This window comes from Tessaracoccus sp. MC1627 (assembly GCF_014164725.1).
Lineage (GTDB): Bacteria > Actinomycetota > Actinomycetes > Propionibacteriales > Propionibacteriaceae > Arachnia.
In genome coordinates this window covers 23,244-45,185 of record NZ_JACJGA010000010.1, presented here as the reverse complement: position 1 = coordinate 45,185, position 21,942 = coordinate 23,244, and the positions used below count along the sequence as shown (strand labels likewise).

General features: G+C 65.9%; 11 protein-coding genes. 8 read left to right on the top strand and 3 right to left on the bottom strand.

Going from position 1 to position 21,942, the window contains the following annotated elements:
- Window positions 1-132: 132 nt before the first annotated feature.
- Together H5399_RS16560 and mobF are read right to left on the bottom strand one after the other, a co-directional pair.
- Window positions 133-513: a TnpV protein gene (locus tag H5399_RS16560; protein ID WP_182784676.1), complete on the bottom strand. Its 381-nt coding sequence runs from the start codon at window positions 511-513 to the stop codon at window positions 133-135.
- A 103-nt stretch (window positions 514-616) separates the two neighbouring features.
- Complete coding sequence (gene mobF / locus H5399_RS16555) at window positions 617-6,307, bottom strand: MobF family relaxase (protein WP_182784674.1); 5,691 nt, start codon at window positions 6,305-6,307, stop codon at window positions 617-619.
- 690 nt (window positions 6,308-6,997) lie between these two features.
- Between mobF and H5399_RS16550 the strand changes: the two genes are divergently transcribed.
- The 7 genes from H5399_RS16550 (at window position 6,998) to H5399_RS16520 (ending at window position 20,166) form a co-directional block, all read left to right on the top strand.
- Complete coding sequence (locus H5399_RS16550) at window positions 6,998-8,086, top strand: competence protein CoiA family protein (protein WP_182784665.1); 1,089 nt, start codon at window positions 6,998-7,000, stop codon at window positions 8,084-8,086.
- A gap of 388 nt (window positions 8,087-8,474) precedes the next feature.
- On the top strand, window positions 8,475-11,768 hold the full coding sequence (locus H5399_RS16545) for a helicase-related protein (RefSeq protein ID WP_182784663.1): 3,294 nt from the start codon (window positions 8,475-8,477) through the stop codon (window positions 11,766-11,768).
- Window positions 11,765-14,545 (top strand): DNA methyltransferase, encoded by a 2,781-nt coding sequence (locus H5399_RS16540; RefSeq protein ID WP_182784661.1) that lies wholly within the window; start codon window positions 11,765-11,767, stop codon window positions 14,543-14,545. Before H5399_RS16545 ends, H5399_RS16540 begins: the two co-directional genes overlap by 4 nt.
- 493 nt (window positions 14,546-15,038) lie before the next feature.
- Window positions 15,039-16,478 carry an SIR2 family protein gene (locus H5399_RS16535; RefSeq protein ID WP_182784659.1) on the top strand — a complete coding sequence of 480 codons (1,440 nt, stop codon included), beginning with the start codon at window positions 15,039-15,041 and terminating at the stop codon, window positions 16,476-16,478.
- 63 nt (window positions 16,479-16,541) lie between these two features.
- Entirely contained in the window at window positions 16,542-19,064 is a 2,523-nt protein-coding gene (locus H5399_RS16530) for a CHAT domain-containing protein (RefSeq protein ID WP_182784657.1), read from the top strand.
- 17 nt (window positions 19,065-19,081) lie between these two features.
- Window positions 19,082-19,495: a hypothetical protein gene (locus H5399_RS16525; protein WP_182784655.1), complete on the top strand. Its 414-nt coding sequence runs from the start codon at window positions 19,082-19,084 to the stop codon at window positions 19,493-19,495.
- Window positions 19,492-20,166, top strand: a complete 675-nt coding sequence (locus H5399_RS16520; RefSeq protein WP_182784653.1) for a hypothetical protein — start codon at window positions 19,492-19,494, stop codon at window positions 20,164-20,166. Before H5399_RS16525 ends, H5399_RS16520 begins: the two co-directional genes overlap by 4 nt.
- Before the next feature lie 135 nt (window positions 20,167-20,301).
- Here H5399_RS16520 and H5399_RS16515 read toward each other — a convergent pair whose 3' ends face one another.
- Window positions 20,302-20,634: a hypothetical protein gene (locus H5399_RS16515; RefSeq protein WP_182784651.1), complete on the bottom strand. Its 333-nt coding sequence runs from the start codon at window positions 20,632-20,634 to the stop codon at window positions 20,302-20,304.
- 83 nt (window positions 20,635-20,717) lie between these two features.
- Between H5399_RS16515 and H5399_RS16510 the strand changes: the two genes are divergently transcribed.
- Window positions 20,718-21,869 carry an IS630 family transposase gene (locus H5399_RS16510; RefSeq protein WP_220491089.1) on the top strand — a complete coding sequence of 384 codons (1,152 nt, stop codon included), beginning with the start codon at window positions 20,718-20,720 and terminating at the stop codon, window positions 21,867-21,869.
- Window positions 21,870-21,942 lie beyond the last annotated feature (73 nt).

Below are 21,942 nucleotides of genomic sequence, written 5' to 3'. Positions count from 1 at the left end.
CATCGAACCGGGCCACCGCCCCCGACGGCGCCAAACCGTCCTGCCCCCCAACCCGAAACCCCACCACCGCGCCGGCCACCGGCCCGGCTGCGGACGTGGCAGCGGTCGAGGGAGGGGCTGGTGGGGTGGGGGTTACTGGTCCTCGATCAGGCCCGTCTTGTCGTGGATCGCGTGGTGAGTCTCCATCAGCAGCTGCAGGATCGAAGAGGTCTGCGGGTCGAAGCCCGCGTTCTCGTCGTCCTCCTCCTCTGTGGTCTCCGGTTCCGGGGTCAGCATCTCGGCCCGGACGATCTCCTCGGACTGCATCCGGATCGCGTTGAGCCGACCCACCTTCTCCCAATAGGTTTCGCCGGTCGGGTCGGGGCCCTGCATCTGCTCGGCCAGCCACACCACCCGCGTCTGGGCCTCCTGCCCCAACGTCGAGAAGAAGTGGTTGGGATCCTCCAACGCCGCGTACCTGGCCGGGGCCAACGTCTGCCACGACTGCTCGGCGAACCGGCCGTACTGATTCATCAACGGACTCCTCATCTGCGCTGAGCCACAACTCCTCAAGCGAGGGCTGGTCATAGCGGGATCGACTTCTAGACGCCATGCCTTCGAAGAACCCCAACTCAGGTCACACACCGCGTGAACCATCATCGCGACCCACCCCTCTCCACAGTCCTTGTAGCGTCATCATCTCGGGCCCCTCCGACATCTTCGAACCGGTGGGCCTCTGGCTGGCGAGGTTGCGCAGCACGTTGCGCAGCCCTGCTACCACCTTCTCCGGGTCGCGACCCGCCAGCCTCCGAGCCAGGGCGGTGAGGTCGGTGCCGGCGGCCTGCAACCTGGTCAGGTCCGCCTGCACGCTCCCCCACCCTTCACCCAGCAGGGTCGGGTTCACCGCTTGAGCCCAGGGACGCCAGTCGACCTCCACCGCAGCCCCCGGCTCGTGGCGTGCCAGGGTCGCGGCCGCCACTGCGGCCGGTACCTTCGCCAGCCGCCGGGCCAAGAGGGTGGTGTCGGCTCCGGCGTGGTGGAGTTCGTCGAGCCGGGCGGCGAGCTGCGGCCACTCCCCCACCCCAGCCAGGCCGGTCAGGTCGGCCCAGCGTTGCCAGCGGTCGGCTGGGGTCTGGTCGAGGCGGCGGCGTGTCTGCCGTGTCTGTTCGCGTGCGTGGTCGGCGGCCGCGACCGGGGTGGTGGTCCAGGCATGGATCCGCGTCACCAGGTGTCGAGTCTGCTCCTCCGTCACCTGGGCCTGGTGATGCTTCCAGGTGGCTGGTGGGCGGGCGGCGAGGATCTCGGCGACCTGCAGGCCAGCCTCGGCGGGGTGGAGGAACGTGACCCGGTCACGGATCATCAGCTCCCCCTGCGCCGTGGTGGCCTCGGCCAGCGCGTGGTGGAGGGCGTCGGGGCCGTGCTGTTGGAGTAGCTGTGCTGGGTCTCCGCCGGCTGGGAGGAGCAGGCGGCGTGGGTCGAGGCGGTGCTGGGCGAGGAGCCAGAAGGTGTTCTCGGCTGCGACGTGGCCGGCGTTGTCGGCGTCGGTGGCGATCAGCGGGGTGGGTCCGTCGCGCAGCAGCAGCGTCTGCTCCGGGGTCAGCGCGGTCCCCAAGGGTGCGACGCCGACGAAGGCCCCGTGGCCGGCGAGGGTGACCGCGATCGCGTCCATCGGGCCCTCCACGATCACCGGCGTGGCGGTCCCATGGAGGAGGTGGTGGCCGTAGAGGACGTCGCGCTTCGCGAACAGCGCGCCGGCGGGGCTGTTCAAGTATTTCGGGCCGTGGTCGTCGCCGGCGTCGGGGTGCCGGCGGCCCACGAACCCGACGATGACGCCTTCATGGGTGATGGGGAGGATGGCGCGATCGCGGAATCGGTCGACCACCGTGCCCTGCCGGGTGGTGGCGACCACCCCCGCCGCGAGCAACTCGGCGGTGTCGAATCCTTGCTTCCGCAGCGCACTGACCAGCGAGGTCCAGCCCGCGGGGGCATGCCCGACCCGGAATCGCGGGTCGCCGGCGAGATCCTCCCCGAACCGCTGCGAGAAGTAGCTGTGGCTCCACGAGCCGGGCAGCTGGGCCTCGAAGAACCCGGCCGCCGCCTCGGTGACCTGGGCGAGGCGCTGCGGGGTGTGGGGGGTCTCGGCCCAGCGGTCGGCGGCCGCGAACCCCTGCCGCAGCTCGACCTCGGTGAAGTCCGGATCGGTACGCTCCCGCAAACCGGCGGCGGCTGCGAGGTCGGCGGTGCGGGTGGACCAGTCGATGTCCTCGATCCCCTCAGGCGGCAGCTCATCGGGATGCGGCGGCTCCACCTGCTCGTCCGGGGGCGGGGCGGTGATCTGGTGTGTGCGCCACAGCATCGACTGACACGCGTCATCGAATCCGGACACATCCACCGTCGGGGTGAGCAAATTGTCGAGGTGGTGTCCGTGGTCGGTGGCGTGGGTGAGTGCGGCGGCCAGGTGGGGCCACCAGGGGCTGGCCTCCAGCTCGGCCGCCGCCTCATAGCCGAGCCGATCCACCAGTGATCCCTCCCAGATGGGGAGGGTGGGGCCGTCGACGGCGGCGAGGTGGCGGGCCAGTCGCCACCACAGTGCGGCCGCTGGCTGTTCCGCGGGCAGCGGGCCGTCGGCGACGGCTGCGGCGAGGTGCTCGGTGACGGGCACCCCGGCCTGATGGAGGGCGGCGAGGCGGTACGCCAGGACGGGGGCGTATGGGTCGCGGGGCAGATCGGCGCGGATGTCGCGCAGCAGATCGGTCCACATCCTCACCGGATGCGCAGGCCGCAACCGGTCCAGGAGACGCTGCTGCCAGCGGTGCGCCGCGGCACCGAGCTGCGCGGGTCCGGTGGGGCGCCGGTCCGCGCGGTCGACCTGCCACGCCGCCCGCCACACCTCCACCTCCCCCACACTCGACGCCGTCAATGTCTGTCCGGGCAGCGCCCACACCGGCCGCGACACCCCCGCCGCAGCGTCACGCACCTCGACAGCGAAGTCCTCCACCAAGCCCTGGCGCGCCGCCAGGTACGGTCCCCACTGCGGATGCGCGGCGAGGGTGGCGGGGATGGCGGGGAGCCACGGCAACGGCCCCACACCTGCGGGGTCGGGGAGTCGCCAGGTCAGCACCGCCGCCGGATCCGCAGCCGTGCCCAGCTCACGGGCATCGACCGCCGCCCGCAACACCTCCAGCGGCGTAGCGGCGCTGTCGGCGGCCGCGTGCAGGAGATGGGACCGCAGCGTGGGCCACGCGGGGCAGGACGTCAGATGCTCCACCACCTGGTCGGCCTGCTCATCCAACTCGACGACCAAGTCGGCATAGAGCTGTTCGATGGCCACCGTGACGACGTCGGTGTAGCGGGCGGCCGCGAACCCCAGGCGCGTGTACGGATCGGTGGCGTGGCGGGCTTCGGTGGTCACCGATCGGGAAGATCCGTCCCTGGCCAGAATCTGCTCGAGGACGTCGCCGGCGGTGACCGGCCGCAGCGTCGCGGGATGGATCGGGGCATTCTCCTCGCCGCCGTCGACGACCTGCACATACGCCTCGTTGGAGCGGCGGCCGCGGCTCATCGCCACATACAACTGCTGCCTGCTCTCCGTCCCGGTCAGCACCGTGTGGGTGGTGTCGACCGTGACCCCCTGAGCGCAGTGCACCGTCACCGCGTACCCCAACTCCACATGCTCGGCCACATAGCCCGGCGGCAGCAGAACCCGCAGCCCGGTGCTGCGGTGGACGGCTCGGAGTGCGCCGGCCGGGTCGACGCCGGTGACGGTCCACCGGTCACCATTCTTCACCCAATCCGTCGCACTCACACTGAGCCGCCGGTCGTTCATCCGGGTGACGATGACATCCCCGACCGAGGCCACGTTCCCATCCGATAACCCCACCACCGCTGGCGTGTCGTCGGGGGTGCCGGTGAGGCGGTGGTCGCGGGCCCACCGGTTGAGTTGGGCGACCTGGTCTCGGGTGCCGGCCAGCATCACGCTGTCGAGCCCTGCCGCTCGATCGTGGAGCCAGCCTGTGAGGGCGTCACGCAGCACGGTTTCCTCTGAGCCGGCATGGATCCGTCCCTGGTCGAGGTAGAAGCCCAGCGCCTCGAGCCGGCCCTCCCGCAGCGCCAGCGACGCGGCTGCTTCGGCGGGGTCCACGAAGCGCATCACCTCGGTCAGCTGTACCGCGCCGTGGGTCTCGGTGATGTCGCGCAGCACGCCGCCGGCGCCGACCGCGGCGAGCTGTTGATCATCACCGATCAGCCGCACCGACGCTCCCCGCCGCATCGCGAACTCGACCACTACTGCCAGGGTGGGGGTATCGGCCATGCCGGCCTCGTCGACGATCAGCAACGTCTCCGCACCGATCAACTCCTCCACGGCCGTCTGGTTGTGGTGGAGGTCGTGGGCGATCTTCGCCAGCGTCGCCGAGGCTCCGACTTGCTCCCCCAGTACCCCGGCCGCGACTGCGGAGGGGGCCAGGCCTAGCACGGTGCCGCCGCTTTCCCGCCACGCGCCGGCCAACACGGCTAGGGCTGTGGTCTTGCCTGACCCGGCCGCCGCCAACCCCACCTGCACGCGCCGACCGCTGGTGGCCATGCGTCGCACCAGCTGGATCTGCCCCGCATTCAACGTCACTCCGCCGGCGGTGGAGGCCAGCAGCGCCACCGTGACGTCGACCTCCTCGACCAGCCGCCCATCCGTCCTGCCGGCGGCCGCGGTGATCGTCTCCTCCGCTTCGATGACGGCGGTGGAGGTGAACCGGCGGCCCCCGACGGTGCTGTACACCGACTGCCCATCACTGCGGCGCAGCAGCTGCGGATCACTGACCGGATCACTCCAGCCGGCCACCGGCAGACACCTGGCGGTCGCCGCCGCGAGCAGCGCGGCGGTCAACTCCTCCGCCTGACGCGGGTTCGTGGCGCGTTCCCTGGCACGCCGCGAGGCCTCGGCCTGCAGATGCCACACCGTCCACGACGCCCGCGACACACCCATCCGGGCCACCATCTCGCCGGCCACAGAGTCGAGCCATTCCGTCGTGGCCGCGGGCCCCGACCTGCCGGCGGCGGCGGTCACGTCGGTGAGCATCCGGGCCACCCCGTCGACGCCGAGCACGGCAGCTGCTTGGGCCGCCCAGGTGGTGCGCTGCTCGGCCAGGGAGCGGGGTTCATGCTTGGCCTGCCTGGTCTCCAGCGTGGCCTGCTGCGCCAACGCGATCGCCTCGGCCGGCGTCGGCGGCCGGCCATGCGCGCGCTGGAAATCGACCGCCAACTCCGCCTGACGGGCCTCGATCGCCGCCCGCCGGCTCGACCACGCCTCCCGCAACCGGACCGGCACACCCACGATCTCCCGCACCACCCGCTTACCCGGATCCCGCGCCGCCTCAGCCTCGAAACGCAGCCCGAGCTGCTCCACCAGGTGGGCCTCCAGCTGCGTGTTGTACACCTCCGAGATGCTCACCATCCCCGCATGCAACGGTCGGCCGTCGACCGCCAACCACGCCCCATCCAAGGTCTGGACCTTGTTCGCGATCGCCACGTGGGTGTGAAGGTTCGGATCCCCCGCCCGCGAATCACGATGCGTGAACGCCGCCGCGACCAGGCCGGTGACTTCGACCTGCCGCACCCCACCATGCCCCCGCCTCGAGAACAGGACCCGCTCCTCCAGATACCGCAGCGCGTCCGCGACCGCCGCGTTGTGAGCCTCCTCAATCTGCGCCGCCACCTGCTGCGGCGCCACCGCCCACAACGCCGAGACGGACTTCACCGGCGTGAACGTCACGTCATAGCCTGCGCACGCAATCGTCGGGTTCCTCGTCAACGTCGCCACCTCCGACGACAACTCCAACCCGCTCGGCGCCCTCCCCATCCTCGCCTCGAAACCAGCAGTGGCGAGCTCGTTGCGGATACCGGCCCGCACATCCACCGGCACCGTCCCATCACTGCCCAACCCGTTAGCCGCAGCCCACTGACTGCACCGGATCGCGACCTCCTGCTGGAACACCGTCGCCGCCGTGCGCACCTGGAACGGCGACCCCAGGCGGGCCGCTCGGCGGATCTGCGCGGGCGTCGCGTCGGCCGGGAGAGCAGCCAGCCGGGCTTCCATATCCGGATGGAACCCGGCCCCGAACAAGGCACGCATCTGCACCTCCGACACCGCACTACCCGGCTGCATCTCCAACGCTTCCAGGCCGGTGCCGACCCACCGACCCGGCACCTCGCCCTTCTCCGTGTAGTAGCTCGTCAGCGACGCGTGGCCCTTCTCCGTTGAATCCTGCGCAGCAACCTGCCGGGTCAGGTAGTCATAACCCGACCCGGCAGTCAGCTTGTGCAAAGACGCCGTCACACCCCCTACCAACCCGAACCCGACCCGGCTACAGCGTGAACCGACTCCGCTGAATCTCTGGCGGCAGCCCGGGAATCACGCGAGGGGCGGCCGCCGAGGAGCAGACTCGTCGCATGAATCCCGAGCTTGGCGCCGACTACGAGCTGCTCGCAGCCGTAGCGAACGTCGTCCAGGTCCTGGCATGGATCGCCATCCTCGTCGGAGCGTTCCTACGCGAAAGCGGCACCCGCGAATACCTCAGCAAGGGCGCCGAAGGCCTGGGATGGATCGCCCTGATCGGCTCCGGAATCGTGGGCTCGCAGATAGCCGCCCAGCAGGCGCTGAACTGCACCCTGTGGGGGCGAGACTGCATCGAGACAGACGCTCAAGCCTGGGCCTACCTCTGGGAACACCTACTCAAAGGCATCGTCTACGACGCGGTCGTCGGCGTCGTCGCCGAGCTCGTTGGATGGTCCGCCGCCCGGCTACGCAAGAGCCGGCAAACCTCCGGACCTGACGCGCAGACCCGCGGACGCGAACCTACCCCCAGCCGATCAGCGACCCGCGCCAGCCATGTTCGATGTTGCATCAGATGCAACAACCCGGGCCTTCCCCCCGATGGTGCAAGAGGTGTGTGGGACTTCAGGAGGGGGGTACCTGGCGGCGGTCGGACAGAGAAGCGGACTTCCGTCTTTGACACAGGAAGTGTCAGTGCGCCGCGAGACCATGACGAACGTGGGGATGCTGCAACCGGGAACCTCGGAGTACGAAGCGTTCCTGTCGCGCGATCAACGGATCGTGTACGCGCGATACAAGGACAGGCGCGCGGACATCTTCCTGCTCGAACAGGGCCAGGCAGAGGCGCAACGTGAGTTCACACGCGCGAACCTCGAGTGCATGATGCCGGACTGCAGCGACCGACGACTCACCACCGTGTCGCGCAGCCATAGTGGGCGCCGGGATGGTTTCCGGCATTTCGCCAAGGGACATGGCAACCACTCGCCCGAGTCACTCAACCATCAGCAGGCCAAACTCGCGGTCGCCTCCTGGATCACCAGGCGTCATTCCGGGCTCCTGGTCCAGTTGGAGGAGCTGGTGGGAGCCCGCGATCGAGTGGCTGACGTCCTGGTCACCTCGGTCACCTCAGGCAAGCGGATGGCCATCGAGATCCAGTACTCGGAGATGTCGATCGCTCAGTGGCGGGAGCGTCACGAGTCGTACGCCAACATGGATGTGGCTGATCTGTGGCTCCTGGGACACACGACTCTCAGTACCGATGCGCACGGCAAGGTCGAACTGACCTCGCTGCACCGGGCGATGCTGAAAGCGGGGTCGCGGCTCCTGTGGATCAATCCGATCACCGAGGAGATCGGCGTTGTTTGGGCGGACTTGGCTCGGCGGGCCTGTCCCCGTAGAACGTGTTTCCACGGTGAGAGAGATCAGTACTGGGCCCTTCCTTCCGGAGCGGACGACGATGGCTGGGTTCAGCTGGTCCGTCTCGATGACTGCCTCCTCCGATGGGGCGACATCGAGACACCATCGCCGCTCGGCAGCGCAGAGTCGGTGAAGCAGTGGGAGTTGCTCTGCGACCGCGCACACGAGAGAGAACTACGCCTTGGAGAGACCCGTCTCAGTAGACAGGCTGCTGCATACAGGCGACCGATCACCCCTGCCACGAAGGAGCCTGCGGTCCCCGCTCGCGACGCGGTCCTCTGTGGAAGGTGCGGAGGCGTTCTCAAAGACCGGGAGGTCCAAGTCTGGGGGGTGCATGCAGATCCGAAGTGCCACTTGCGCTGGTAAGTGTCGGCGGAGCTCGCTGCTGCAGCTCCTGAGCGACTGGCAATATCGCAGCCTATGCATGACCCTCTCCGAACAGGGATATCGATCCTCGGAACCTGGCGGCATCATCCCAGAGTCCTCCCACTGCTCCGTAAGGTCGTCTACGGCTCCGCCAACAGGATCGGGGATCGCGGAGGCAGCCCGATCCCTTCAGCTACACCAAGCTGACGTGCGCGACTTGGTGCGTGACCTCGTTCCGGTGGTGGCGGGATCGTGAGGTGTTGGCCCGGCTGCGGCGCGTCTCGGAAGGGGTTATTGCCTGGACAATACGATGATGACTAGGTAGCAAGGGCGCACCGGCCCGTTCCACGTCCGCCGTTGAGTTGCGTCCACCTAGGGGGAGCCTGCAGTGCCAAACATCTTCGACAACATCACCGAGGCGACCCGGCTGGGGCCGGCGCTCCGCGATTCGCTGACGGACTTCGACACTGTCGATGTGGCCACCGGGTACTTCGACCTCCGGGGCTGGTCCAGCCTCGCCAGCCTCATCGACGCGAAGCCAGCGCCTGTCGACGGAGCGCGCGCCACCGCGCGGATCCTTGTCGGGATGATCGCTCCCTCCGAACCCGAGCAGGTGCTCGACTCGTTGCAGGAACAGGTTCAGCCGCCGGCCTACGGCTCGGACATCCACGACCGCGAGAGGGCGCTCGCGCGCCGCGACCGCCTCGTCAAGCACCTGCGCACCCAACTGATGCGCGGCCTGGCGACCAGCAGCGGGCAGCACACCCTGCAGACGCTCAAGCGTCAGCTGCACGACGGGCTGGTCGACATGAAGGTCTTCACTGAGAAGCCGCTGCACGGCAAGACGTACATCTTCCACGCACCCGCGAAGAAGCATGGCTCCTGCTGGGCTTACGTCGGTTCCTCCAACCTCACCGGTGCGGGGCTCCACAACAACCTCGAGCTCAACATCGACGTCCAGGACTCCGACGCCACCTCCAAGCTCGCAACCTGGTTCAACCAGCGCTGGGATGACCCGTTCTCCTTGACCATCACCGAAGAGATCATCGATCTGATCACCGACTCGTGGGCCGACGAACAACAGCCAACACCGTTCGAGGTGTACCTGAAGGTGTGCCACTCGCTGGCGCAGGACGCACGAGATGGGATGGGCTACGTGCTGCCCGTGTCGATGAGCAACCTGTTGCTGGACTACCAGGAGAGCGCTGTGCGCACCCTGTCACGGCGCATCGTGCGCCGCGGCGGGACGATGCTGGGCGACGTCGTCGGTCTCGGCAAAACCCTCACTGCGGTGGCGACTGCTTTGATGCTCCAGGCGGCCGAGGATTACTCCACGCTCGTGCTGTGCCCCAAGAACCTCGAACATATGTGGACCGAGCACCTCGAGGCCTACGACATCAACGGCCGCGTCGTGCCGTACTCCATGGTCGACAAGGTCCTGCCCGAGCTCAAACGCTTCAACCTGGTCATCTGCGACGAGTCGCACAACCTGCGCAACAACGGCACCGTCGCCTATGACGCGATCTACCGCTACATCCGCGCGAACGGGTCGAAGGTGCTGCTCCTGACAGCCACCCCCTACAACCTGGCCTTCACCGATGTCGCCAACCAGATCGGCCTCTACATCGACGATGACGACGACCTGGGGATCGTCCCCAGTGAGGCGATACGTGTCGATCCCCATCTCGCGAGCAAGGTCGACGGGAAGATCAACACGCTGACAGCATTCCGACGCTCCGAGGAACCGGAAGACTGGAAGCGGCTGATGAGCGACCACCTCGTGCGCCGTACCCGCTCCTTCATCAAACGAACCGCGAAGAAAGAGATCGTCACCGGACCCGACGGTGCCACCGAGGAACGCGAGTACCTCCAGTTCGCCAACGGTGAGAAGTTCCACTTCCCCACCCGCGTCGCCACCCCACTGAGCCACGCCTTCACCAGTGATGACCCGGCCGCGCTCATGGAAGACGAGACCACCCTCGATGCCATCCGCGACCTGATCCTGCCGCGGTACAGACTCGCCGACTACGACAACCCCCGCGCCGGGCACACCCCCACCGACACCAAGAACCTCGACGACATCCGCTCCGGCCGCGGCAACGTCAGCGGCTTCGTGCGGATCAGCCTCTACAAGAGGCTGTCCTCTTCTGGGCACTCCTTCGTCCTCTCGTTGCAGCGCCAGCGCGCCCGCAACGAACTGTTCGTCCACGCGATCGACCACAAACTGCCGATCCCGCTCGGCTCCTTCACAGACAGACAGATCGCAGTCACCGATGAGGACATCGAAGGCGAGGGAGACCTCCATGGCAGCACCGCGACCCGCTACGCCACCCTGGTGAAGTCCCTTCCCGCGAAGACGAAGTGGGTCAACTCGACCGTGTTCAAGTCCACCCTGCGCAAAGATCTGGCCAAGGACAACGCCACAATCACCGACTTGCTGGATCGGTTCGGGAACTGGGACTCCAGCCGGGACTCCAAGATGAACGCTCTGGTCGACATGCTTACCAACGAGCACGCCGGCGAGAAGGTCCTGGTGTTCACCGAGTACAGCGACACCGCCGAGTACATCGAGGCTGCGCTGACGAAAGCCGGCATCGACAACGTGGGACTGGCCACCGGCGGCACTGACAATCCCGCAGAGGTTGCGCGACGGTTCTCTCCCTACTCGAACAGGCTGCCCGGGCAGAGTGACGTCGACCCAGCGACCATCGTCGACCCCATCGATGTCCTGATTGCCACGGACGTCCTTTCAGAAGGCCAGAACCTGCAGGATGCGCACATCGTGGTCAACTACGACCTGCCCTGGGCCATCATTCGGATCATCCAGCGCGCCGGCCGCGTCGACCGGATCGGCCAGAAGTCCCAGACCGTGAACCTGTACCTGATCACCCACGAGAAGATCGAGCAACAGATTCGCCTCCGGCAACGCATCAAAGACCGGCTCGGCGCCGCCGCCGAAGCCTTCGGCTCCGACGAGAAGTTCTTCGGAGGCGACCAGGAGATCAAGATCCTCGACGACTTCTACAAAGGTCGCATCACCGACGACGACAGCGACGATGAAGCCGAGGCCGACTCCGTCAGCGAAGCATGGCTCGTCTGGTCCAAGGCCCAAGAGCAGCACCCCAAGATCGCGACCAAGGTGCTCGCCATGCAGGACATGATTCACTCCACCCGATCCCAGCACCTCCACGAGAACCACGGCAGTGTCACCTGCTACGTAGCAACCGCATCCGGCGTCGACGCCTTCGCAACAACCTCGGGCACCGAACAACGGATCCTGACACCGCTGGAAGCCCTGCGCACCTTCCGAGCCACCCCCGACACCCCAACCGCCCCACTCCGCGCTGACCACTTCGACCTCGAGAAGAGCCTCGTCCAAGGACCACTCAAGACCGAATCCATAGCAGCCGGCAACCTCAAAGGCATCCGCAAGTGGGCCTGGCAACGTCTCGGGGGCACCCTCTTCGGCGCCAAGGCCGCCGAGGCACTCGACACCCTCCACGCACGTCCGCTCACCGAACACGCCACCATGAGGCTGACCCAAGCCAGGCGCAACAGATACAGCCTCGACGACCTCGTCGACCTGATCAACCAGCTTCACAACGAGGACCGCCTCGTCATCGGAACCGCCGACACCGACACCATCAAGATCGTCTGCTCGCTAGGAGTCCAGGACGCATGACCAGCCCACTCATCGAACGAGCCGAACAACGCGACTACCAGAAGCTGTTCCTCCAAGATCTCAACTGGTCACGGCCAGACCAGCCTCCGATCACCTACGACCACGAAGGCCGGCCCATCACCGCGACCAACATCTCCTCCTACAAGGGACTGCGCGTCTGGGTCGTCAACGAGAAACCCGACTCCAAGCTCGAAGCCGCACTCGACCAGCACCTCGCCAAGACCAGCACCGACCGCATCGTCATCTTCCACGACCACGCCGAACAGGTCTGGCGCTGGCCCGTCCGACGCGCGGTCGGCAACACCACAACCACCCGCCTCAGCCGCCACAAGCACCGCAACGGCGACCCCGACCCCAGGTTCGCCGCCAAACTCGACGCCATCCGCCTGCCACAGGACCTCGTCCTCGACAGCAACACCGTCCTGGCCAAAGTGCGCCAAGCCTTCGACATCGAGGCACAGAACGAGACCAAGCACGCGTCCAAGCTCATGGCCCGCCTGTACGCCGCGATGGAGAAGGCCTACCCGGCAACGAAGGACCTGAAGGTACGCGATCACGAGATCTCAGTCACCCTCGCCCGGCTTCTCTTCCTCATGTTCGGCGACGACACCGACATGTGGCCCGAAGGCCTGTTCCAGGACTTCATCCTTGACCACACCGCTGCCGACGGCTCCGACATCGGCGCCAAACTCACTGAACTGTTCGCCTACCTCGACACCCGCCCCCGGGACCGCGGCGACGTCAAACCAGAGTTCACCCGCTTCCGCTACGTCAACGGCGGCATCTTCAAAGAGCGCCTCACCCTTCCAGTCATCAACGCAGAGTTCCGAGCCGCTGTCCTCGATGCCTGCGACCGCGACTGGAAGACCATCAGCCCCGCCATCTTCGGCTCCATGTTCCAGTCAGTACGTGACGCGCAAACCCGGCGTGAACTCGGGGAGCACTACACCTCGGAGGAGAACATCCTTAGAACCCTGAACCCGCTCTTCCTCGACGAGCTCCGGGCCGAGTTCGAACACGTCAAGACCCTCGGCAAGTACGAAGCCGACCGGCTCCGCAAGCTCCGAGACAAGCTCGGCCGGATCCGCTACCTAGACCCCGCCTGCGGCTGCGGCAATTTCATCATCGTTGCCTACCGCGAACTCCGCGAGCTCGAGCTGGCCATCATGGAACGCCTTCAGGAGATCACGGGTGACCCAGCGATGCTGCTTGCCAACTACGGTCTCAAGGTCACCCTCGACCACTTCTACGGCATCGAGATCGACGAATGGCCCGCTCGTATCGCCGAAACGGCCATGTTCCTCATCGATCGGCAGTGTGACCTCAAACTCACCGAGCGCCTCGGATGGGCGCCTGACCGTCTCCCCATCGAGGAGCAGGCCACCATCGTCAGCAACGTCAGTGCCTTGAAGCTTGATTGGGCTCAGGTGTGTCCCCCAACTGAGGACACGGTTGTCGCGGGCAACCCCCCATTCCTCGGTCACGCGACTCGCTCCGAAGCGCAGGCCGAAGAATTGCGAGACGCCTGGGGCAAGGATGACATCAGTCGGCTCGACTACGTCACAGGGTGGCACGCCAGGTCGTTGGACTACTTCCGTCACACCGCAGGCAGGTTCGCTTTCGTCACTACCAACTCCATCACCCAAGGCGATCCCGTACCCCACCTCTTCGCCCCCATCTTCGACGCAGGGTGGAGAATCAAGTTCGCTCACCGCACCTTCCCCTGGACATCAGAGGCTGCCGGTAAGGCCGCCGTACACTGCGTCATCATCGGATTCGCCAAGAACCTCGACGGCGCAAAGCCCCGACTCTTCGACCACCCCGGCACCGGGACCGTCAGCGAACGCCAAGTCGCAACCATCAACGCCTACCTGATCGATGGCCCAAACGTCTTCGTCACCAAACGGTCCGCACCCTTGGTCCCCCACCTCCCTGAGGCGACCTTCGGCAACATGCCCCGCGACGACGGAAACCTCATCGTCACCCCCAACGACTACGACGCCGTTCACCAAGACCCGGTCGCACGACGCTACTTGCGGCCGTTCCTTGGGGCTGAGGAAGTCCTGCATGGTAAGCAACGCTGGTGCTTGTGGCTCACCGGACTCGATCCCTCGGAATTGAGCCGCAGTACGATCCTGCGTGAACGAATCGACGCGGTCCGGCACTTCAGACTCAAGAGCAGCGCCTCGAGCACCCGGCAGATGGCCCAGACACCTCATCTCTTCGGACAGCGGCCCGCTCTCTACAATGCGCCCTACCTCATCATCCCGGGAGTGTCTAGCGAGCTGCGTGACTACTACCCAGTAAGGAGAGTTGGCCCAGAAGTCATCGCGAGCAACCTCGCATTTACAGCGGGAGATCCAACGGGGTTGCTGTTCGCCATCATTTCCAGTGCCATGTTCATGGCTTGGCAGCGCACAGTCGGCGGGCGGCTAGAGTCTCGCTTACGATTCTCCAACACCATCGTGTGGAACAACCTGCCGCTGCCTGACCTCCAAGACGCCGCGCGACAATCGATCATCGCGGCGGGCCGCTCGGTTGAGGAAGCACGGGACCACTATCCTCAGCTGACTTTGGCCGACCTGTACCGACCCGAAGCCATGCCACGCGAGCTGAGAGAAGCCCACCGGATCCTTGACACTGCAGTCGATAACGCCTTCGGAGCTCGAGGTGCATCACCATCCTTGGAGGAAAGGCAGCGCGTACTGTTCCAACGCTTCGAAGACCTAGCCGGGTCGCTCACTGCTAGCCCCCGAGGCAAGACGGGCAGGCGGTGAAGGAGTCTGTGTCTGAACACACTCCGAGCCGGAACGTGACTCCACGCGCTCTCCAGCAACGCCAGTCACCCCGCTGGCACCGCCAGGAATAGGATTCCGAGGTCGTCGTGTCAGTGCCGTCCTCCACCATGGGACAGTCAAGACTCTTGGAGGATCCATGGCCACACCCCTCTCACCACTAGCGATGTTGGCAACCTCGATGCACGCGCAGCCTGGTGTCTACGCGCTACTGCTCGGTTCCGGAGTTTCCACAGGGGCTGGCATGCCTACTGGGTGGGGCGTGGTCAGGGACCTCGTCCGCAAGGTCGCCGCACAAGAGGATCCAGGGACTGTCGACGACGCACATGCAGATCCTGAGGAATGGTGGCGCACCCACCACGGGGAGGACCTCGGATACTCCTCGCTGCTGGACTCCCTGGCTCCCACCGCGGCCGCACGTCAAGGGCTCTTGGCCGGATACTTCGAGCCCACAGAGGAGGAACGCGGGGAGGGAGTGAAGATCCCGAGTAAGGCGCACCGAGCCATCGCCCAACTCGTGAAGCAGGGATACATCAAGGTCATCATCACCACGAACTTCGACAGGCTCATCGAGCAGGCCCTTGAGGCCGAAGGGGTCGCACCTCAGGTGATCTCACGCCCCGAAGCCGTCGCAGGGATGCAGCCGCTGCCGCACGCCAGCTCTACCCTGATCAAACTGCATGGCGACTACAAAGACCTGGGGTCACTCAATACTGCTGATGAACTCGCCTCCTACCCGGATCAGTGGACCAGTCTCCTGGAGCGCGTATTGGATGAGTATGGGTTGGTCATCTCGGGCTGGTCAGCTGACTGGGACACCGCGCTGGTTTCGGTCATGGAAGCCTCGCCGAATCGACGCTACCCGCTTTACTGGGACAGCCTCAGCAGCAAGGGAGACACGGCGAAGCGTTTGATCTCTTCACGCTCGGGAAAGGTCCTCACGACGCCAGGTGCGGATGAGCTCTTCGCCGAGGTGCTCTCCAATGTGGAGGCGCTGGTACGCCTTGCTGAGCCGCCACTCACCACTGCGATGGCAGTGGCCCGGTTGAAGCGGTACCTCGCCGACCCACTGCACCGCATCGACCTCCACGACCTGATCATGGCTGAGGTGGATCGGGTGGCCGAGGAAGTTGCCAGCCAGCCGGTGTCCCTGCCTTCTGGCGCTGACGCGCAGTGGCTCGAGCCGTTGTATGGGAAGCACCTGGATGCCGCGCGGCCGCTGCTGACACTCCTCGCGGTCGGGGTGTGGCACGACGATCACCTGCAACACCAAAGGCTCTGGATCGATGTGCTGCAGCGCCTCATCGATGCCGGCACCCGCAGGATCGGCGCGTGCACTTCAGGCCTAGACCTAGCCCGTCTCTACCCCGCACTCTTGGCATCGTCGGTGATGGGCCTCGTCGCGGTCCATCGCGACCGCGAAGACCTGGTACTTGCCCTGGCCGAGGGACCAAGGGGTCGGGAGCGGATGGGTGCCGGCGAACCTGTGGTGGCAGGCACCCTGCTACATCCACAGTTGGTCATCACCGAGAGCTGGGCGAAAGCGTTTCCTCGATGGAACGGCACACAGTGGATCGCACCGGCGAGCCATCTTCTCCGTGAGGATCTTCGTGAGACCTTGCGTGACTCGGTCCCATCGGATGATGACTACCAGGCTCTGTTCAGTTCCTACGAGTACCGTCTTGCACTCATCCATATCAAGCAAGGCACGTATCCCCTTCAGGGTGAGTGGATGGGTGACCGTGCCTTCGGGTGGAACCGCTCAGATGCTCCTCAGCTGGAGACCCGCTTCAAGGAGTTGGGCAACCGTCCTGATGACAGATGGCCCTGGTTGGCCTACTTCGGCAGCTCCGCCGAACTGGACAGGGCCTACGCTCAGCTCCGCGAAGTGATGACCCGCAACCGCTGGGCCTAACTAACTAGCTAGCCAGGCTCGGTCGAGCGGTCTGCGTGCCTGGGCCAACAACAGCAGCAGAGAATGACGGCGATCTCCTGGGATGATTCGGGTGTGGACTTGGGCAACGCGCATGTGGAGGCTGAGCTCGTCCTCCACGCTGCGTGGTTGGCCTGTCCAAACCCGGTCGTGGTTGAAGAATTGCGGTCCGCGGTGCCTGTTCCGGGCAATGTCGCGTTGCGAACGCGGTATGAGGCCATCTTGGCCTCCACGCGCAGCGGGTTGACCTCGGCAGCCTTCCAAGTGCCCCGCGAGCTCTGGTTGGCTCAGCTCAGCCGGGCGGTGGAGGGCGATGAGTTGCTCTCGGCGAACCGCCCTGACCTTGCCAGAGCGGCCTACAATTTGCTGGCCTCGCTGCACGTCGTGGGGCTCCATCCGCAGCCGCTCATCGATGCCGAGACCGGCCTTGGTGATGCAGCCCGTCAAGCCGATGACATCGGTGCAGCGATCGACCACTACCAGCGAGCCTCCCGTCTGGCTGGGCACATCGAACACAGGTATGCACAGGTGCGGGTGGCCATCCCCCTGGGCTACTTGTTGATGCGGGTCGGGTCAAGCGCCCGTGCAGCCAGACAGTTCATTATGGCGAGCGAGTACGCGAACTTGGGCGACTGGCGCCTCGACGAGGCGAACGCGCTGCTGGGGGTGGGCGAGGCGTATGCCCGTCTACGCCAGCCGGAGAAGGCTCACGAGCCCTTTCGTCGGGCTCTTCAGCTCTATGACGGGCTGCGTTCTGAGCCAGGACGTGCCAACACCTTCCTTCAGATAGCTGAGACATCCCGCCGGTTCGGCCATCCCGAGGACGCGCGCGAGGCCTACGTGCAGTCCTTGGTAGCCGCGGGTGCCGGTAGCGTCGCTGCGGTCAACGCCTTGGACGGACTGGCTGAGGTTGAGGTCGTTCTCGGAGAGCCAGCGGCTGCCTATGACCACTTCCTCGAGGCGCTCACCACTTCCGGCCCGGGTTACCCGAGAGGTGCGGCACATGCTCTCAACGGGTTGGGTGGACTCTTCTTCGATGAGCTGGAATGGGCGACCGCATCCGACTTCTATCGCGCGGCGGCGGAGGCATACGAGCAGCTCAATGACCTTGTCAGCGCCGCCTCAAGCCATGGAGGACTTGCCGCGTGCGCGGAACGCAGCGCAGATGTGGACACGCAACTCGCTGAGCGGCTTGTGGCAGTGGCTTGCATCGAGCGACATCGCGCCGCGCAGATCGTTCACGCTGATCAGGGCGAGTACTTTCAGCGTTTCGGGCAGTTCCATGAGCTAGCCCTCGCCGATGGTCTTCTTCATGGCCGTCTGGATGTCTTCATCCAGGTCTTTGAAGCCGTCACAGGCCGTCGGCTGTCGGGTCTGGCACACCGAACCACCCCAGTCGCGATCAAGTCGCGCTTCTCGGCCCAGATTGCTGCACGCGGTAGCAGGGTGTTCCCGCGGGTGACGGGCATCGATCCCTTTGTGGATTCCATGCTGCGGCTGGGGTCAGACGTGCTGGGGTCGACTCTTCAGGGTATGGCCGGCAACAACTTGGACCGTGAGCTGGCGCAGGCATTTGTCCCGTTTAATGAAGTGGACCCGGGACACCTGTGGGACATCATCCAACGTCGCAATGAGCCAGTGCTCATGCTGGTCCTGCTGCGACGTCTGGAGACCGTCGCCTGGCTTCTGATTGATCCAACTGACCCAGTCCCTAAGTTCGGCCTACACGACATCTCGAGCGACTGTCTGGCCATCGTCGAGCAACTGGACCGGGAAGGTCTGGCTCTGGATGCAACCCCGGACTCTCTGGAAGCCCTCCACGAGTTACTGCCGCCGCCGGTGCTCGACCATCTACCGGACGACGCCAGAGTGACGCTCGTACCTGCTGACGAACTTTGGGCAGTGCCGTGGTCAGCGGTGCGGCACCCCGACGGTCGGTTCATGGGTGAGGTGTTTGCAGTTCGCAGGGCGCCGTCGCTGGAGATGCTGTCCATCGACCCGCTGCCGGACGCTCCAGCATCTGTGACGTGGTGGCGGTCCCCACTGGTCACCCACCATCAACTCCCTTCCCTCCTCGGATCCCGCGGGAAGGTGATCGTCCGGCAGCTCGCCGATGCGACCCAGGCGCGTCAGGCTGTCCTCAGGAGTGGTGAGCACGACCTCGTCGTCATCGTGGCCCACGGCCACCCCGTGGAAGGGCTCATTCATTTCATTGAACTCGGTGCTGGCACTCGACTGGTACCCGTCGACCTACTTGACGCGCAACCACCGCCGCTCCTGGCGCTCATTTCGTGCTGGGGCGCCACAGGGCCAGGTCGCGTGCCCGGAGACCCCCTGTCTGTGGCCACGCTGGCGCTGGCTCGTGGCTGCGCCGCTGTGGCGGCGACAACGTCGGAGCTACGCGACGACGTGCCCAGCAGCTCGTTCGTCAACTTCTTCCTTGACGCCGCCCTGCGGCTACCGATGCCGGAGGCACTACAAGAAGCCACGCGCCGTTGGCTGCGCCGAGACGAGTACCGGTGCGGATATCTTTCAAGATGGGCGCCTCTCACGGTCTTGACCCGCTGAGCAGCTAGGAGACACTCATGACCAACGACGAATCTGACTCAGTCACCAACTCCCCGTACGTCGTTACGGGTGCCGAGGACTATCGGTGGACCGTCGACGCGTTCGACCTAATCCAAAAACGCCTCCTTGCCGTCACCATTGAACGGCGCGGTCATCAGCGGCGCGTGACGGCCTCCGGTATGTGCCCGAACTGCAAGCACGATGTCGACTTCGACCACACCGACAAGGTTCAAGCCCCCACCGCCGGCGGAGGTCTCGGTGGGCTCGTTGTGTCTCCTCCGATGCCACCGGAACCGGTTGTCGAGTGGGAGACAGCCGAAGTTCGCTGCAGTTGCAGACTCCCGCATGCGGGTCGGTCCGAGGAGGTCAAGACCGGATGCGGTATTGCTTTCAGCGTCGAATGCCGCCCGAAACGAAGGATCACATCGTGAGTGACAACCCGGATGTCGCCGAGCTTGCCCACCGACTCCCCACCAAGGGCCCCCATGCCGGCGCCGCAGAAGATCTTCGCCTATGGGGCGAGCTTGGGCGACGGTCCAATGCCTCTGTCGCTGACAGCGCTGGCAAGTGGCGCGCCGGCACCGCTGGCCTCTTCACCGCACTCACCGGACTCCTGTTCATCAGCGGCCAGGATGCGGGGAGCCTCGCCGAGCCTTGGCGTTTCTGGGTGATCGGTTGCGTGGTCGCGGCCGCAGTGGCCGTGATGATCTCTCTGTGGTGCGCCCTCGCGGCCGAGGCCCCTCCCATCGCCACCCTCGACTACCAGAAGATCATTGGCGAGCACGGCAGCGTGCCTGGATACCAGGCCTCGGTAGCTGAAACTGGCGCGCGCCTGCTGTCATACTCCCGCTGGGCAACGGTTGCGGGCCTCATCCTCTTCCTCTTGGGCAGCGCTCTCTGGCTGCTCGCACCCCAACCCGCCTCGTCGGCCCCGGTCACCGTCACATACGAGCACCAGGCCAAGACCAAGATCCTGTGTGGCGATCTGCTCACCACCCACGCCGGCGCAGTCTTGTTCTCTGTCGCAGGGGAAGAACGGCCCATCCCCGTACAACTAGCCGAAATCCGCGACATTTCCGCCGTCTCGGCCTGCCCCGGTTAGCCGCGGCTAGCCGAGATCTCCAGCGCGAGGCGGCGGTGCTCGAAATGGCGCTCTGACACGAGGCGGAGATTGCGGCCCAGCCCGACACACCGGGTCTAACGAACTAGTGGTCATCTTCGTTAGTTCGTCGGGGGTTTAGGTCCAGGCGGTGGGGTCGCCGAGGTAGAGACCGCAGGCGGTGTCGAGAGCGTCTTCGGCGGGGCCGGCCATGGCGCCGGTGGGCAGGAATGAGTCCTCGTAGTCGTCGTGGCTGGCCCGGTAGATCGCGAAACGCCACTGGTTGGCGTAGCCGACGTAGCGCAGCCGGCACAGCTTGAGGATCTCCCCGTCAGGGAAGACACCGTCGACGTAGGCGAACCCCGCCCGGAAACGGACTGTGACGCGGCCCAGGGCGGGCCAGTGTTCCCGGGCTCGGGCGGCCAGCCGGTACTCCAGCGAGTCCTTCGTCGATTCCGGGATCTTTACCATGACCCCATCGTGGACCCGCCGCGGGGTTCCTGCGGCGTGTCGCCACCGCCGAGTCGCCACTCAGGGGGACAAAGGAAGCCATGGTGACGTCTTCCCCGTTTGTCATCGTGCCCACCGCCGCCGACCTCACCGTCTTGACCCGTCGAGCCACCTCCGCCCGTGGCGAGCACCGCCAGGTCATCCGTGCCCGTATCGTCCTGGCTGCTGCCCAGGCTCACCCGAACGCCACGATCGCCGCCGACCTCCACGTGCATGTCGACACGGTCCGCAAGTGGCGCAAACGCTACGCCGAACACGGCCTGGCAGGGTTGAAGGACCTGCCCCGATCGGGGCGACCGCCACTGTTCACCCGGGTCCAGGTCGCCCAGATCAAGGCGCTGGCCTGCACCCCACCGGCCCACAGCCAGGCGCCGTTGGCGCGCTGGTCCAGCGCCGAACTGGCCGCCGAAGCCGCGACCCAGGGCATGGTCGAGGCGATCAGCCCGAGCACGGTCCGGCGCTGGCTGGCCAACGATGCGATCAAACCCTGGCAGCACCGGTCCTGGATCTTCCCCCGCGATCCCGACTTCGCCCCCAAAGCCGCCCGGGTCCTCGACCTCTACGACCGACACTGGGAAGGCGCAGCACTCGGAGCCGACGAGTACGTGATCAGCGCCGACGAAAAGTCACAGCTACAAGCCCTGCAACGCCGCCACCCAGGACTACCCACCGGCCCCGGCAGGACCCGCAGGGTCGAGTTCGAGTACCGCCGCGGCGGCACCCTGGCCTACTTCGCCGCCTACGACGTCCACCGCGCCCACGTGATCGGAACCATCGCCCCCAAGACCGGCATCGACCCGTTCATGACCCTGGTCAACCACGTGATGACAAGCGAACCCTACGCCTCGGCCCGCCGCGTGTTCTGGGTCGTCGACAACGGCTCCTCCCACCACGGCTGGCGATCCGTCGAGCGGATGGACCACGCCTGGCCCACCGCCACCCTGGTCCACCTCCCCGTGCATGCCTCCTGGCTCAACCAGGTCGAGATCTACTTCTCGATCCTGCAACGAAAAGCCATCAGCCCCGCCGACTTCGAAGACCTCGACGAACTCGCCACCCGAATCCTGGCCTTCCAACACAGGTACAACACCACCGCCCAGCCCTTCGACTGGACCTACACCCGCCACGACCTCAACAACTTCCTCAAACGACTCAACGACCACGACCCACACGCCGAACACCGCCACGCCGCATGACCCCCGACGAACTAACGAAGATGACCACTAGTCGCGGCAGACCTCACCCACGACGCGGTCGGTCGGCCAGGAA

Coding starts and splice junctions, on each gene's coding strand:
- H5399_RS16540 (WP_182784661.1), top strand. CDS start 11,765: ATGACCAGCCCACTCATCGAACGAGCCGAACAACGCGACTACCAGAAG.
- H5399_RS16530 (WP_182784657.1), top strand. CDS start 16,542: ATGACGGCGATCTCCTGGGATGATTCGGGTGTGGACTTGGGCAACGCG.
- H5399_RS16560 (WP_182784676.1), bottom strand. CDS start 513: ATGAATCAGTACGGCCGGTTCGCCGAGCAGTCGTGGCAGACGTTGGCC.
- H5399_RS16515 (WP_182784651.1), bottom strand. CDS start 20,634: ATGGTAAAGATCCCGGAATCGACGAAGGACTCGCTGGAGTACCGGCTG.
- H5399_RS16525 (WP_182784655.1), top strand. CDS start 19,082: ATGACCAACGACGAATCTGACTCAGTCACCAACTCCCCGTACGTCGTT.